The organism is Hymenobacter bucti, assembly GCF_042681145.1.
Taxonomy (GTDB): domain Bacteria; phylum Bacteroidota; class Bacteroidia; order Cytophagales; family Hymenobacteraceae; genus Hymenobacter; species Hymenobacter bucti.
Genome location: NZ_JBHUFD010000002.1, coordinates 40497 through 56138, shown reverse-complemented (window position 1 = coordinate 56138; position 15642 = coordinate 40497). Strand labels below are relative to the sequence as shown.

General features: G+C 61.6%; 10 protein-coding genes. 5 read left to right on the top strand and 5 right to left on the bottom strand.

Features of this window, described 5'->3' with window-relative positions; translation table 11 throughout:
- Window position 1: 1 nt before the first annotated feature.
- The 3 genes from ACFSDX_RS06225 (at window position 2) to ACFSDX_RS06215 (ending at window position 4181) form a co-directional block, all read left to right on the top strand.
- Window positions 2-982 carry an FAD binding domain-containing protein gene (locus ACFSDX_RS06225; RefSeq protein WP_382312374.1) on the top strand — a complete coding sequence of 327 codons (981 nt, stop codon included), beginning with the start codon at window positions 2-4 and terminating at the stop codon, window positions 980-982.
- 102 nt (window positions 983-1084) lie between these two features.
- The gene (locus ACFSDX_RS06220) at window positions 1085-3415 is read left to right on the top strand and encodes a xanthine dehydrogenase family protein molybdopterin-binding subunit (protein ID WP_382312373.1); all 2331 of its coding nucleotides are present in this window, start codon (window positions 1085-1087) and stop codon (window positions 3413-3415) included.
- A 163-nt stretch (window positions 3416-3578) separates the two neighbouring features.
- Window positions 3579-4181: a nucleotidyltransferase family protein gene (locus ACFSDX_RS06215; protein WP_382312372.1), complete on the top strand. Its 603-nt coding sequence runs from the start codon at window positions 3579-3581 to the stop codon at window positions 4179-4181.
- 107 nt (window positions 4182-4288) lie between these two features.
- Here ACFSDX_RS06215 and ACFSDX_RS06210 read toward each other — a convergent pair whose 3' ends face one another.
- The 4 genes from ACFSDX_RS06210 to ACFSDX_RS06195 form a co-directional block, all read right to left on the bottom strand.
- Window positions 4289-5899 (bottom strand): RagB/SusD family nutrient uptake outer membrane protein, encoded by a 1611-nt coding sequence (locus ACFSDX_RS06210; RefSeq protein ID WP_382312371.1) that lies wholly within the window; start codon window positions 5897-5899, stop codon window positions 4289-4291.
- A 24-nt stretch (window positions 5900-5923) separates the two neighbouring features.
- Window positions 5924-9280: a TonB-dependent receptor gene (locus ACFSDX_RS06205; protein ID WP_382312369.1), complete on the bottom strand. Its 3357-nt coding sequence runs from the start codon at window positions 9278-9280 to the stop codon at window positions 5924-5926.
- 262 nt (window positions 9281-9542) lie between these two features.
- A complete protein-coding gene (locus ACFSDX_RS06200) occupies window positions 9543-10601 on the bottom strand; it encodes a FecR family protein (protein WP_382312368.1) in 1059 nt (352 codons plus the stop codon).
- Between the two features lie 238 nt (window positions 10602-10839).
- On the bottom strand, window positions 10840-11436 hold the full coding sequence (locus tag ACFSDX_RS06195; protein ID WP_382312367.1) for an RNA polymerase sigma factor: 597 nt from the start codon (window positions 11434-11436) through the stop codon (window positions 10840-10842).
- Window positions 11437-11751: 315 nt separating this feature from the next.
- Here ACFSDX_RS06195 and ACFSDX_RS06190 point away from each other — a divergent pair, with 315 nt between their 5' ends.
- Both ACFSDX_RS06190 and ACFSDX_RS06185 read left to right on the top strand, forming a co-directional pair.
- Window positions 11752-13182, top strand: coding sequence for an MFS transporter (locus ACFSDX_RS06190; protein WP_382312366.1), 1431 nt, complete (start codon window positions 11752-11754; stop codon window positions 13180-13182).
- A 32-nt stretch (window positions 13183-13214) separates the two neighbouring features.
- Entirely contained in the window at window positions 13215-13733 is a 519-nt protein-coding gene (locus tag ACFSDX_RS06185; RefSeq protein ID WP_382312365.1) for a DinB family protein, read from the top strand.
- Window positions 13734-13815: 82 nt separating this feature from the next.
- Here ACFSDX_RS06185 and ACFSDX_RS06180 read toward each other — a convergent pair whose 3' ends face one another.
- Complete coding sequence (locus ACFSDX_RS06180) at window positions 13816-15300, bottom strand: amidohydrolase (protein ID WP_382312364.1); 1485 nt, start codon at window positions 15298-15300, stop codon at window positions 13816-13818.
- Window positions 15301-15642: the final 342 nt, after the last annotated feature.

Genomic DNA, 15642 nt, shown 5'->3' with positions numbered 1-15642 from the left:
GATGGATAATTTTTCCTACACCCAGGCCGCTTCGACCAAAGAAGCGGCCACCGCCACGCAGAGCGATAAAAACGCGGCTTTCATCAGCGGCGGCACCTCGCTCATCGATTTGATGAAGGCCAACATCGAGCACCATTCGCTGCTGGTTGACTTAAATAAACTCTCGCTCCTAGGTATCGAAAACGCGGCCACTGGCCTGCGCATCGGCGCCCTGGAGCGCATGAGCGACGTGGGCGAGCACCCGCTGGTGGTGCAGAATTACCCGGTCATTTCGCAGTCGCTGCTAGCCTCGGCCTCGCCGCAGCTGCGCAACATGGCCAGCATGGGCGGCAACCTGTTGCAGCGCACGCGCTGCGGCTACTTCCGCGACGTGGCCTTTCCGTGCAACAAGCGGGTGCCCGGCTCGGGCTGCCCCGCGCAGGACGGCGACAACCGCAACCTGGCCATCCTAGGGGGGAGCCCAAGCTGCATCGCGACCCACGCCTCTGACCTGTGCGTGGCCCTGGTGGCCCTCGATGCCACGCTCAGCATTGAGAGCGCGAAGGGCAAAACCCGCACCGTGCCGCTGGCCGACTTCTACAAGCTGCCGGGCAACACACCCCACATCGAAACCCAATTGCAGCCCGGCGACCTCATCACGGCCATCCTCGTGCCGGCCGCCGCGCACGCCCGCAAGTCGCACTACCTCAAGGTGCGCGACCGCGCTTCGTACGCCTACGCGCTTGTCTCGGCCGCCGTGGGCCTCGATGTGCAGGGTGGCACCATCCGCTCGGCGCGCGTGGCCCTGGGGGGCGTGGGCACCGTGCCCTGGCGCGTGCCCGCCGTGGAAAAAGCCCTGGTGGGCAAGCCCGCTACGGAGGACACCTTCCGCGCTGCCGCCGCCCTGGCCGTGCGCGATGCCTCGCCCCGCGAGCATAATAAATTCAAGGTCGAGATGGCCCAGCGCACCATCGTGCGGGCGCTTCTTGAGGTTACCGCCTAACGCAGCGCCTCACGAGACCCCTCTAGGGCTAGCCCTAGAGGGGTCTCGTGAGGCGCACGCCCGAACAGCTGATGACTGCTAATTGCTAACTGATAATTGACTATGGAACCCCAATTTTTTGACCAGCCCGGTGGCTTCGTTGGCAAGCCGCTCGTGCGGGTGGAGGGCCGCGAGAAAGTAACCGGCAAAGCCAAGTACTCGGCCGAGATTCCGCTGCCGGGCCTGACTTACGGCGTGCTGGCTACTAGCACGATAGCCAAGGGTAAAATCCAAAGCATTGATACCACGGTGGCCATGCGCGAGCCCGGCGTTATTGCCGTGCTCACCCACCAAAACCTGCCCAAGCTGGCCAAAACGCCCAACGACGACCAGGGCAAAAAGGACACGAGCGCCCCGATGGGCTTCATGCCCCTCACCAGCGACGAGATTTTCTACTCGGCGCAGCCCGTGGCCCTGGTCGTGGCCGATACGCTCGACCACGCCATCCACGCCGCTACGCTGGTACGCGTGACGTACGCCACGACGCCCGAACAGCCCATTGCCACCTTTCTCGACCCCCGCGCCAAGCTCTTCAACCCGGCGCAGGTGCAGGATGGCAAAGTGGACGGCCACCAGCGGCGCGGCGATGCCAAAGGTGCCTTTGCCAGCGCGCCCATTCAGCTTACGGCTACCTACACGCACCCGGTGTACCACCACAACCCCATGGAGCCGGGCTCGACCACGGCCCACTGGGAAGCGCCCGACCGCCTCGTCGTCTACGAATCGACGCAAGGAGTGACGCGCACGCAGACTACCTTGGTTGCCATGACGGGCCTGCCCCGCGAGCAGGTGCGCGTCATTACGAAGTACCTAGGTGGCGGCTTCGGCTGCAAAGGCTCGATGTGGCCGCACACCATCCTCACGGTGCAGGCCGCTAAGGCCGTGGGCCGGCCGGTGAAGCTCATGCTGACGCGCAAGCAGCAGTTTACCAGCATGGGCCACCGCGAAGACCAGCACCAAACCCTACAGCTCGGGGCCACGGCTGATGGCAAGCTCACCTCACTCATTCACACCAAGAAGTCGACGACTTCGCCCTGGGATGAGTACGCCGAGTCGAACTCCAAGATTATCGATATGCTCTACGCCAGCCCCACCTTCGAGGCCAGCTACGAGATGGCGCGGGCCAACGTCATGACCTCGACATTCATGCGCGCTCCCGGCGAGGCGCCGGGCTCTTTCGCCTTGGAGTGCTCGATGGACGACCTAGCCGCCCGCCTGGGGGTAGACCCCCTCGAAATTCGGCTGCGCAACTACGCCGACCACGATTACAGCAACGATAAACCCTGGAGCAGCAAGAGCCTGAAACAATGCTACGCCCGTGGCGCTGAGCTGTTTGGCTGGAGCAAGCGTAACCCCAAGGCCGGCGCCACCCGCGACGGCCGCTACCTCATCGGCATGGGCATGGCCACCGCCAGCTACCCCGTGCACAGTTCGCAGGGCACGGCCCGCGCCCGCCTCTACGCCGACGGCCACGCCGTGGTGCAGAGCGGCGCCACCGACCTAGGCACCGGCACCTACACCGTGATGACCCAAGTAGCCGCCGACTCGCTGGGCCTGCCCATCGAGAAAGTGCGCTTCGAGCTCGGCGATACCAACCTGCCCACCGCCCCCAACTCGGGCGGCTCCATTGCGGCCGGCACGGTGTCGTCGTCGGTGTTTATGGCGGCGCAAGACGTGTGGCAAAAGCTCATTAAGATAGCGGTGGGCGACAAAAAGTCGCCGCTCTACAAGGCTAAGCCCGAAGATGTGACCATGGAAAAAGGTCGCCTGTTCCTGAAAAAAGACCCAAGCAAAGGCGAAGCTTTCGGCGAGCTGATGAAGCGCGCCGAGCTCACCGACATCGAGGGCATGGGCCGCGGCCGCTACGGCGCGGGCTACGAAACGGGCCAATCGGCGGGCCCCGCCGGCCCCGGCAACAATGCCGACGCGGCGGGTCAGCACTCTATGCACTCCTTCGGGGCGCACTTCTGCGAGGTGCGGGTTGATATGGACCTAGGGGTCATCCGCGTCAGCAGATGGGTGAGCGTGATGGGTGCCGGCCGCATCCTAAACGCCCAGACCGCCCGCAGCCAGATTATCGGCGGCGCTATTTTCGGCATCGGCTCGGTGCTGATGGAAGCCACCGAGCGCGACGCCAAATTCTCGCGTTACACCAACTCTGACCTGGCCAACTACCACGTGCCCGTCAACGCTGACATCCCCAACATGACGGTCGAGTTCGTGGAAGAGCACGACCCCTACATCAACGCGATGGGCGTGAAAGGCATTGGCGAAATCTCGATGGTGGGCGTAGCCGCCGCCGTAGCCAACGCCGTGTACCACGCCACCGGCAAGCGCCTGCGCGACCTACCCCTCACGCCCGAGAAGGTAATGATGGCGGGGTTGGCGAGCTAGATTAGCGTCCTGACCTAAATAAAAACGTTTGTCATTGCGAGGAGGAACGACGAAGCAAACTTTCCTTTACAGTAGCATTACCGTGCTAGCGTGAAGGAAGGTTTGCTTCGTCGTTCCTCCTCGCAATGACAAACGTTTTTTATAACCAAGCCCTCCCTACCCCATGCACCACGACCCCACCGCCACCGTTGGCTTGCTGCTACTCGCCGCCGGCTCGTCCTCGCGCCTCGCTCGCCCCAAGCAGCTCTTGCCCTACCAGGGCCAGACGCTGCTGCGCCACGCCGCCGAGGTGGCCACCGCTTCGCCCTGCCGCCCGCTGGTACTCGTGACCGGCGCCTTGCACGACGAGCTGCTGCCTGAAATCGACGGCCTGCCCTTTCACGTGGTCTGCAATGATGCCTGGGCCGATGGCATGGGCGGCAGCATCGCCGCTGGCCTCGCCGAGCTCGAAACCGCGTCGGAAGCCGCCAAGGTCGATGCCGTAGTCGTTATTCTCTGCGACCAGCCGTTGCTCACGCCCGAGATTATCGGTGAGTTGATTGTGCAGTTTCAGGCCACCGGCCAAGCGGTAGTGGCCTCGGCCTACGCGGGCACTCAGGGCGTACCGGCCCTGTTCAGCCGCGAGATATTTCCGCAGCTGCTGGAGCTGCGCGGGGCCGCCGGCGCCCGCGAGCTGTTGCAGCAATACGCCCACCTGCCCACCGTAGACTTCCCCGGCGGCGCTACTGACGTGGATACGGAGGCGCAGTACGCCGCCCTAGGGTAGCGCAAAAACGTGTTTACCCGCTATGCAAAAGGCCGTGCTCAGTACTGAACACGGCCTTTTGCATAGCGGGTAAATAGGCTACTAAGTATTAAGTAGCGCAAGGCTACCTAGTAGCCAGGGTTCTGCGGTAGCTTCCAGGTCTGGGCATCGTTCAGCGAAATTGGCAGTAGGGGCGTCGGGTTCACCGAGGTTTCGGTCGCAACGTGCGACTGGGCCCGGGCCCGTACATCGGCCGGTAGGGTGGCCAGGTAGCGGCCCGTGCGCACTAAGTCCCAGAAGCGCAGCGACTCCTCGGCAAACTCGACCCGGCGCTCGTGCCAGATGGCGTTGAGCAGGGCGCTGCCCGACAGGCCCACCACATCAGGCAGGGTGCCGGCCGGGGCGTTGGTAGGCTCATAGGCCAGCGAGCCTAGGGTGGTGCCCGGCGGGCGGGTTGACAGGCGGGCGCGGGCGCGCACTTGGTTTACCAGGGCGATGGCCTCGGCGGGGCGGCTGAGCTGGGCGGCGGCTTCGGCCTTCATCAGCAAAATGTCGGCGTAGCGCATCTTGCGAATGTTCTGCGGGCCCGACTCCGGGGCGTTGGGGGCGATAATGGCCGCCTTGCGGTTGAAATAGCCCGTGGCGTTCTGCGTGATATCGACGGGGTTGAGGATGCCCAGCACCACGTCGTTGTTCTTGATAATGGTGACTTCGCGGCGCGGGTCGTTGGCCTCAAACTCGTTGAACAGGTTCTGCGTGGGGTTGTTGAAGCCGTAGCCGAACGTCCGGCGGTTGTTCTGGAAAATGTTGTTGGTCGTGCCTATCGAAATGGGGCCGTAGCCGTTGTTGTCCGAGCCAAACTGAATCTCGAACAGCGACTCGCTGCTGTTCTCGCCAATGTCCTGGTGGATGGCCGCGTAGTTGGCCAACAGGCTATACTGGGTCGAGCTGATGATAGTGCTCGTGATGTCGTACACTTCCTGCCAGGTGTGGCTGTTGCCGTTCACGGTGCCCAGCTGGTACATGATGGCGCGGGCCAGGTAGCCGTTGGCAGCGCCCTTGGTGGCGCGGCCTAGGTCGGCCTGGGCGTAGGCATTCTTCTCGGGCAGCAGGGCGGCGGCGGCCTTCAGGTCCTTCTCGATGAAGGCGTAGGTCTGGGCGATAGTGGCGCGGGTTACGTTGGGCGCCTCGGTGGGCGTCACGGTTTTTTCAAACAGCGGCACGCCGCCGAAGGCCTTCACCAGGTTAAAATAGAAGTAAGCGCGCAAAAACAGCGCCTCCCCCTTCAAACGCGATTTCAGCGCCGCGTCGATGGTGCCGGCGTCGATGTTGTTAATCACCGTATTAGCCCGCGCAATACCCGTGAAGCTGTGTACCCACAGCGTGGTAATGGTTTGGTTGGCAGGTGGAATATTCCAGGTTTTGAGCTCAATCAGGGGCCCGAAGTCGCTGGGTGAGCTGCCGCCTTTTTCGGAGTCATCGGTCATCAGGTCCCCAAACATCCACTCGTAGGTCTGGGCCACGTACTGGCCGTTGGGGTCGCCCCACTTGGGGCCCTGGTCCCAGGCCGTCACGTCGTATGTGGCGTTGATGGCCTGCACGGCGTTGGTGGGGTCTTTGAAGAGGTTATCCTGGGTGGTGGTACCTAGGGGCTGCTTTTCCAGAAAGTCTTTGCAGCCCGGCGTGAGGGCGGTGGTGAGCAGCAAGCCGAGCATGGCGGCGGCGCGGGTGGGTTTCATATAGAGGGGTAGGAAATAGCTGAATTAGAACTGCACGTTGAAGCCCAGGCGGTAGGTGCGCGCCTGCGGGTAGTTGCCGTAGTCCACGCCGTACGACAGGGGGTTGTTGTAGTTAGCCACGGTCGAGATTTCGGGGTCGTAGCCGGTGTACTTGGTGATGGTGAACACGTTATCCACTGAGGCGAATATCCGGGCACCCTTCACCTGCACCTTGCCCAGCAACGCCTGGGGCAGCGTGTAGCCGATTTCCATGTTGCGGGCGCGCAGGTAGCTCGCGTTTTCCACGTAGCGGCTGCTGAACTTGTCGTTGCCGTTGGTGTCGGTCGTGGTCACGCGGGGCTGGTCGCTGTTGGGGTTACTGGGCGTCCAGCGGTCCATGCGGCTCGCGTAGAAATTGCTCCACACGCCCACAAAGTCAGCCGATTTCGACAGGTTGAAGGCCCCGCCGTTGATGGCTTCGGCACCTTGCACCCCGTAGAGCAGCACCCGGAAATCGAAGCCCGAGTAGTTCAGGCTCAGTGAGCCGCCGTAGCTGAAGCTGGGCGTGCCGCTGCCCAGGTAGGTGTTGTCAGAAGCCGTGATGACGCCGTCGCCATTGGTATCCTGGTAGCGCACATCGCCGGGCTTGGCACCGGGCTGCACCAGCGCGCCAGCGGCATTTTTATACCCGTCAATCTCGCCCTGATTGTGAAACACGCCCTGGGCCTGCAAGCCGTAGTAGAACGCAATTTCGCGGCCCACGTCGGTGAGGGTAGTGTTGCCGATTTGCGGCAGCACGTTGCCGGCCGCAATGGCGTTGCCGCCCCCTAGGCTAGTTACGACGTTGTTGATTTTGGTGAAGTTCAACCCTACGTTGTACCCGAGCTTGCCGATTTCATTGCGGTAGTTCAGGGCTAGTTCCAGGCCGCGGTTGCGCAGGGCGCCCACATTGGCGCTGGCCGGGGCTTGGCCTACGTAGTCGGGCACCGGCAGCAGGGCAATCATGTCCCGAGTGCGGCGCTCGAAGTAGTCGGCCGTAAAGGTCAGCTTGCTGTTGAAAAACTCGGCATCCACGCCCACGTCGGTTGTGATGGCCGTTTCCCACTTCAAATCTGGATTGTTAATCTGGGTGATGGCCAGGCCGGGCGCGGCCGCGCCGTTGAAGACATAAATCTGGTTGTTGTTCGCCACCGAGGCGTAGCCGTAGTTCGGCGCGGCGTTCTGGTTGCCCACCTGGCCGTAGCTGGCCCGCAGCTTCAGCACCGACAGGTAGCTGACGTCCTTGAGGAAGCTCTCGTTGGAGATGTTCCAGGCGGCACCCACCGACGGGAAGGTGCCCCGGCGCACCGCGCCCAGGAACTTCGAGGTCTGGTCGAAGCGCAGCGTACCCGTGAGGAGGTAGCGGTCGCGGAAGTTGTAGTTGGCCCGGCCGAAGTAAGACGATAAGCTACCGTCGTACTGGCTGCTGCGCACCACGTTGCCGGTGCTGCGCGAGGCCGACGCGTATTGCAGCGAAGCATCGAGCGGCACGTTGTAGGCCGTGAGGGAAATGCCGGTGCCGTAGCCGCGTTGCGCCTCTTGCCCTAGGGTAAAGGAGAGGTTGCTGTTATCGGCAAAGGTCTTGTTGTAGTTAAAGTAGTTCGACCACACCCAGCTCACGCTTTCGTTGCGCGTCTCGATAAGCGCGCTCTGGGCCCGCTGGTCTACCGGCCCGATGTAGTACTGCGGCTGGTAAGTCTTAGGGTGGTTGTTGAAGTAATTGATGCCGAATGTGGAGCGGAACGACAGCCCTTTGAACAGCGACACGTCGAGGTAGCTGCTGCTGAACAAGTTGTTGTTCTGCACCTTATTATACTTCTGCTCATCTAGTAAGCGCGGCACGTTCAGTGCATTGCGCGTGATAACATCTTCCGTATAAGTGCCGTTGGGCCCGAATGGGTTGAGGATGGGATTGACTTGCAGGGCGTATAGTAGCACGGTGTACGGCTGCGAGCCGCCTTGGCCATCACCGCTGCCCGTCTGGTTGTTGTTGGTAAACGTGGCCGCCACGCCCGCCTTGATGTGCTTGGTGAGCACCACGTCGTCATTTACTCGAATCACGAACTTCTTAAAGCCCGAATTCTGGATAATGCCGTTTTGCTGGAAGTAGCTGCCGCTGATGAGGTAGCGGTTTTGCTCAGTACCGCCCGAGGCCGACAAGCTGTAGTTGGTAATCAACCCCTTCTGCGTCACCAGCTTCTGATAATCGGTGCCCTCGGCGTTGGTGGCAATGGCGTTTTGCAGTTGCGGACCGTAGTCGGGCAGCTGTTTGCCGTCGTTGACGTAAGCTTCCGTCACGAGCGTCGCATACTGGGCGGCGGTGGTGAGGGGCAGCTCGCGCCGAATTTGCTGAAAGCCCGTGTAGCCGGTCAGGTTAAACTGCGTAGAGCCCGCCTTGCCGTGCTTGGTGGTGATGATAACCACGCCGTTGGCCCCGCGCGAGCCGTAGATGGCCGTGGCCGAAGCATCCTTCAGAATCTCCGTCGACTCGATGTCGGTAGGCAGCAAAAAGCCGATGTCGCTGGTCTGGATGCCGTCCACCACGTACAGCGGGTCGCTGTTGTTGATGGTGCCCACGCCCCGCACCCGGATGCGGGTGCCCGAGCCCGGCTGCCCGCTGTTAGAAGTCACTTCCACGCCGGACACGCGGCCCTGCAGGGCCTGCACGGGGTCGGAGGTGGCCACCTGGGTCAGCTGCGCGCTGTTAACCGAGGCCACGGCGCCGGTGAGGTCACTCTTGCGGGCCGTGCCGTAGCCGATTACGACTACGTCGTTCAGGTCCTGCGCGCTTTCAACTAGCGTCACGGTCAGGCCACTGGCCGCGCCGGTCACCGGTACTTCCTGCCGCGTGTAGCCCACGAAGCTGAACACGAGCACGCTGTTTTCGGGTGCCTGAATGCTGAAGCTGCCGTCTACGCCGGTGCTGGTGCCGGTGGTCGTGCCCTTCACAAGCACCGTTACGCCGGGCAGGCCCGCGCCCTTGCCATCCACCACCTTGCCCGTAACGGGCACCGCTTCCGGCGAGAGGCTGGAGCTACCGGAATCGTTTGCGGAGCTGGCCTTTGCCGGAAGCCGCAGCACGATGCGGTCGTGGTTTATCTCATATTCGATTTTGAGGGGCGCAAAAATCTCGTCGAGCACCGTGGCCAGCGGCTCGTTTTGAGCGCGCACCGACACCTTGCGGTCGGCGCCCACGAGTTGCTGGCTATACACGAAGCGAATGTTGGCCTGCTTGGCCAATTGGCTCAGAATAACCTTGATGGATTGGCCTTCTGCCTGCACCGTTACGGTGCGCTCCAGTATCGTTTGAGCAGTGGCGTGCCCGTGCGCCTGCGCCGGGCTGGCCTGGAGGCAAGCTACCACGGCTGGTACTAGTAAACCTCGCAGTAAGGGCCGGAGAGGTGGGGAAAATGGTACCTGGTTTTTCATGGATAAGGGTGGGAAATAAAACGCAAAGGGTTACCGTTCAGCATTTTTTCAAATGCCGCTACCTAGTAAAAATGACCTTGATAAGTGGTGGTGTATCGGCGAGGGCTAGCCACTAGCTAGGTTCCTCCGGGTGCCGGTGCAATCGTGTAGTTGGGTTGGCGAGGCTAGCCACTAGCTACCTCCCACGGGGCGCCGCTTAGCTATGCGGTGGGGCAGGGTGGGCTTCGCAGCCCGTACTATGAATGGTAATCTGAGTATCGGCCAGCGTGTAATAGGCACCTAGGGATTTGCACAGCAGGCCCAGCTTTTCAAACAAAGGCTCGTCGTAGAAGGTGATGCTGACCGTGCAGCCCGCCAGCTTCTGCTTGTCGTACACAATCGGCACGCCGTAGGCTTTTTCCAAGGTGGCGAGCACTTCGGCCACTGGCCGCTCCTCAAACTCGAAGGCTTGCGGCACGAGCACCGCGGGCTTGTTGACCAGCTCTTTCTTCAGCCGGTGGCTGGCCACCGAGTACACGACTTGCTGGTTAGGCAGCAGCAGTACGCCGCCTTTGGCGGGGTGCGTGGGGGTAGCCTCCAGCTGGGCCGTCTCCCTAGGTTGCACTGATACCTTGCCCTCGCGCACGGCCACCAATGCCTGCGCCTGGCCGGGGTAGGCTTTCACGTCGAAGCTGGTGCCCAGCACAGTAGTTACTACTTGGTTAGTAAAGACTAGGAAGGGCCGCGCCGGGTTTTTGTGCACCTGAAAAAAGGCTTCGCCCTCTAGGTACACCTCGCGCCGAGCACCGGCCAGCGCGTCCGGATACCGCAAGCTGCTGCCGGGGCGCAGCGTGACGCGGCTACCGTCGGGCAGGCTAAACGCCTGTACTTGGGGAGTGGTATTCTGGTGGCGCGTCCAGCCGTTGGCCGAGGTGGCGGCGGTGGGCGCCGAGGCCGCTTGCCAATGCCGGGCGTAGGGCAGCAAGCCGCCCAGGCCCAGCACGAATAGCCCGAGCCCAGCGGCCCAGCGTAGCTGGCGCTTTTGCCAGAGCCGAGCGGCCCGCCGCCCGCGCAAAGCCGGCTGGGGAACCGCCGGGGTAAGCCGCAGCCGCTGCCAGATGGCCTCCTCCACACTCCGTTGGGAATGGCTGGGCAGTTGGCGCAGGTCGGCTTTTTGGAGCTGGTCGTACCATTGCGTCACCTGCGCCTGCTCGGCGGGCGTGCAGGTACCATCGAGGTAGCGCTGCAAGAGCAGGTAGAATTCGGATTCCGTCACGGGTGGGTAGGTAGGGTAGGTGGGCTTCTACTTCACAAGTCAATCAACTCGCGGCTACCCCTAACCTAACGGACTACTTTTTTGCAGAAAAATAAGTAGTTGGTTTACTTAGGTCAGAAGGTCAGTGTGTTATCTGAAAGTAGTTTGCCAAAAAAAACAAAAAGCGCCTGTCATTGCGAGCGAAGCGAAGCAATGACAGGCGCTTTTTGTCAAGCCCTAGCTAAGCCGAAAACGAGCCCTACAAATACCAGAACCCTGCCACGACTAGCATCAAAAAGTCGCGTAGGTAGCTGCGCAGGAGCTTGAGCGATTTAGTGATGTGGTACTCCACCGTCTTTTCGGACAGATTTACCCGACCCGAGATTTCGGCTACCGAGTACTGCTCCAGCCGGCTCAGCTGAAATATCTCGCGGGTTTTGGCTGGTAGCTTGCGCACGCTCGCGAGCAGCGCGGTGCTTAGCTCATTGACCGCTAAGGCGTCTTCGGTGTTGCTATCGGCCTCCGAGGCACCTAGGCGGCAATACAACTCGTAGCCCGCCCGCACCTGCTGCGCCTTGATGTAGTTGATAATGCGATAGCGCAGGGCTGAAAACAAGTACTGCTCCAGCTGCTGAATATCGTGGCTGGCGCGCCGGTTCCAGAGGTTTTCGAACAAGTCCTGCACGAGCTCTTCGGCGGTTTCGCGGCTCTTCAGCTTCTGGTAGGCCAGCGTGAAAAGCCGGTAGCAGTAGCGCTGGTAAATTTCGGCGAAGCTGCCTTGGTCGTCGGTGCGGAGGGCAGCAAGCAGGTCCACATCCGAGTAGGAAGCATACTTGCCGGAGGAGGGGGATAACACGAATAGGATAGCGTATAGGAGGCGGGAATGACAGCTAATGTACAAATCAATAGCACATTGTTACCAAATAACTAGCCGCCCGCTCCTCATTTAAACCACCAAATAAAGTAAAAACGAGCGCTTTATTTTAACAGTAGCGGGGCACGCCTACCGTGGGCCACAGTGACCTAGGTGGCTAACGCACCCCTGGGGCCGACCGGGGCGCAAACCGCGCGAGGGACTGCGCCGGCCAAGCCGCTAGGTTACCTTATCGGTGCGCGCCTAGGTGGCGCGGCCGCGCTACGTATCTTGGCGCCTGCCAACTTTCCTCTCTGCATGACTCCCACTGCTACCGCCTCCGCGCCGGCCGTCGAAAAAGACAACAAGCGCATCACCACCGGCTGGACCTTCTACGACTGGGCCAACTCGGTGTACCCGCTCGTCATCACCAGTTCGATTTTCCCGATTTACTGGGGCTCCATCACGAAGGAAATTAACCCCACCGACGTGGTCGATTTTTTGGGGTATAAGGTGCCGGGCTCGTCGCTGCTGACGTATGCCATCTCGGCGGCCTTCCTCATTATTGCGCTGGTGAGCCCGTTCCTAACGTCGCTGGCCGACTACTCAGGGCGCAAGAAGCTGTTTCTGCAAATCTTCTGCTACCTAGGGGCCGCCAGCTGCGCGGGGCTGGCGTATTTTACAAAGGACACGCTGACGCTGAGCACGTTTATCTTCATCGCGGCCACGGTGGGCTTTAGTGGCAGTATCGTGTTTTACAATTCGTACCTGCCCGAAATCAGCTCGGAGGAGAAATTCGACTCGCTGTCGGCGCGGGGCTTTTCGATGGGCTACATCGGCTCGGTGCTGCTGCTGGTTATCTGCCTAGGTATCATTATGGGGCCCGAAATAGCCGGCGGACCTAAGAACGTGGCTCTCTTTGGGATGAGCAGCGGCGACGCCACGCGCCTGAGCTTCGTGCTCACGGGCATCTGGTGGGTGGGCTTTGCCCAGATTCCTTTCTTCACGCTGCCGCCCGACACGGGCCGCCCCGCCGATGCGCCCGTTTCCCAGGACGGCTGGCTGCTCAACGGCTTCCGCGAGCTGGGCAAGGTCTGGGACCAGCTCAAGCAGCTGCCCAATCTCAAGCGGTTTTTGCTAGCCTACTTCACCTACAACATGGGCGTGCAAACGGTGATGTACGTGGCCACTATCTTCGGCGACAAGGTGCTGAAGCTCGATAGCACGTCGCTCATCGTCACCATCTTGCTGCTCCAAATTGTGGGCATCCTGGGGGCCTGGCTGTTTGCCAAGCTCTCCGACCGCATCGGCAACACGCGGGCGCTCAGCTGGGCGGTGTTCATCTGGATGCTCATCTGCGTGGCCGGCTACTTCGTGCAGGCGGGCTGGAGCTTCTTCGTGCTGGCCGGCGTTATCGGCCTCACGATGGGCGCGGTGCAGAGCCTCTCGCGCAGCACCTACTCCAAAATCATCCCCGAAAACACGCCCAACAACGCGGCGTTTTTCAGCTTCTTCGACGTGGTGGAGAAGCTGGGCATCGTCATCGGCACGCTGTCGTTTGGGCTGATTGGGCAGCTCACGGGCTCGATGCGCAACAGCATTCTCTCGCTCATCGTGTTCTTTATTATCGGCCTAGGGTTCTTGCTGACGCTGCGCGGCAAGAAGCTGCGCGACGAGCCGGCCACCGGGGCGGCCCTGCCGCCGCCGCCCGCCTCGCCAACGGCCGGCACGCCGCTGGCCGCGCGCTAAAGACCTCGGGCAAAAAGCGTGACCTTTGCGCCATGATTCATCCTCCCCAACCCAATTTGCAAACCGCGCTCGGCCACGAGTTGAAGCACGAGCTGGCCATTACGCGCCGCGTGCTAGAGCGCGTGCCCACCGAGCAGTTCGGCTGGCGCCCCCACGCCAAAAGCATGAGCTTGGGCACGCTGGCCGGCCACATGGCCAACCTCATCGGCTTCCTCGAAATGTCGCTGCAAGGCGCCGCCTTCGACCTGGCTACCAATAAGATGCCCGACAACCCGGCCACCACGGCCGATTTGCTAGCCCGCTTCGATGTCAATGCCGAGAACTTGCACCAGGCCCTGGCCGACGTGAGCGACGACGCCTTCAACGATATCTGGAGTCTCACGCACGGCGACAAAACGCTGCTCTCGCTGCCCCGCACCGCCGTGGTCCGCACCATGGTGCTCAACCACCTCATTCACCACCGCGGCCAAATGAGCGTGTACCTGCGCCTGCTCGACATCGCGGTGCCCGCCATCTACGGCGGCTCGGCCGACGAGGCGCCCAAGCGCTAGGTAGCCGAAAGGGCATCAAAAAAAGGCCTTCTTTCCTGCGTAGGAGAGAAGGCTTTTTTGCATCTTCTAGGCAACTTTAAGCTTACTTCCGCTCAAACACCCGCTTGCCGCCTATCCACGTCTGCTGCACCGGCGCGTTGCGCAGCTGTTCGTTGGGCGCGGTCAGCAGGTCGGTTTTGAGCACCACAAAATCGGCCAACATACCGGGCTTGATTTGGCCCTTGCGCTTGTCCTCGAAGGCGGCGTGGGCGGCCCAGGTCGTCATGCCGCGCAGGGCGTCGGGGCGCGCGAGGGCGTTGCTCATTTGGAAGCCGCCGGCCGGAAAGTTCTTGGCGTCTTGCCGAGCCACGGCCGCATGGTAGCCATAGAGCGGGTTGATGTCCTCAACCGGAAAATCGGACCCTAGGGCCACTTGGCCGTACTGTTTCAGTAGTTCCTGGTAGGCGTAGGCGGTCGTTAGGCGCTGCTTGCCCAGGCGCTCGCCGGCCCAGTACATATCGGAGGTGGCGTGCGTGGGCTGCACCGAGGGTACGATGTGGTACTGCCCAAACTTAGGCATGTCGGCCTGGCTCACCACCTGCGCGTGCTCGATGCGCCAGCGCCGGTCGGGCTGCCCTCGCAGTGCCGCACCGTATATGTCGAGCAGTAGCCGGTTGCTGGAGTCGCCGATGGCGTGGGTATTCATCTGAAACTTGGTGGCCGCTAGCTCCTTGGCTAAGGTGCGGTAATAGCCAGGGTTTTGCAGCAGAAAGCCCCGCTCAGCAGGCCGGTCGGAGTAAGGAGCCAGCAGCGACGCGCCCCGCGAACCTAGGGCGCCATCGGCGTAAATTTTGAAGGAGGAAATCGTTAGGTTATCGCTGAAGTACGGCCCCCTAGGTAGGTAATACGCCTTGTTTTCGGGCGTGGGATTGAGCATGGTGTAGAGGCGTAAATGCAGCTTGTTGGCCTTTTGCAAAGCCGCCATGCGCTCGATGTCTTCGCGGTCGAGGCCCGCATCGGCGAGGCTGGTGAGGCCCACGGCCAGGCAGTTTTGCTGGCCTTGCAGTAGGGCGGCGTCGGCCTCGGCAGGACTGGGCTCGGGGATTTTAGCCGCCACGAGCTTCACCGCATTATCCACGAGCAGGCCGGTAAGCTTACCCGCCGCATCGCGCCCAATCACGCCGCCGCTGATGGGCGTGCGCGCCGTAATGCCCGCCAGGTCGAGCGCTTTCTGGTTAGCTACGGCGGCGTGCCCATCCACGCGGGCCAGTAGCACTGGCACGTCGGGAAAGAGTACGTCGAGCGTGTCTTTGGTGGGGAAGCGCTGGCCGGGCCAATCATTCTGGTCCCAGCCGCGGCCGGTGAGCCACGCTGCGCCCGGCTGCTGCTGGCGGTGCCGCGTGAGGCGCCCCACCGTTTCGGCCCATGACGTGGCCCCCACCAAATTGGCCGAGCGCAACCCTAGGGCGTAGCGATAAAAGTGGCAGTGCGCATCGTAAAAGCTAGGGTAAACAAACTGCCCGCCCGCATCGACCGTCTGCGCCGCCTCGTAGCGGCTAACTAAATCGGCCGTAGTACCCACAGCCATAAAACGCCCATCGCGCACAGCAAAGGCCTCAGCCTTGCTAAAAGTAGAATCGACCGTATATACCGTAGCGTTAGTAAGCAGCAGGTCAACGCTTTCTCGCTTAGATTGGCAACTTACAGCCCCTAGGGTAGCGAACAAGCCAAAAGTACTCCAAAGTTTATAAGCGCGCCGCATGGTACAAAAGGGTCCGTTAAGTTCAGATAATGGAGCAAAGCTAAGCCCTTCCCCAAAAGAGAAAGGTCTGCCAAAACCATCCAAAATCCGCAAAGACAAAGTATCCGCACTATCCCGCCAAGCCAACCCACGTCGCCGCAAAACAGTCAGCCCGCCGCAGGCGGGCGT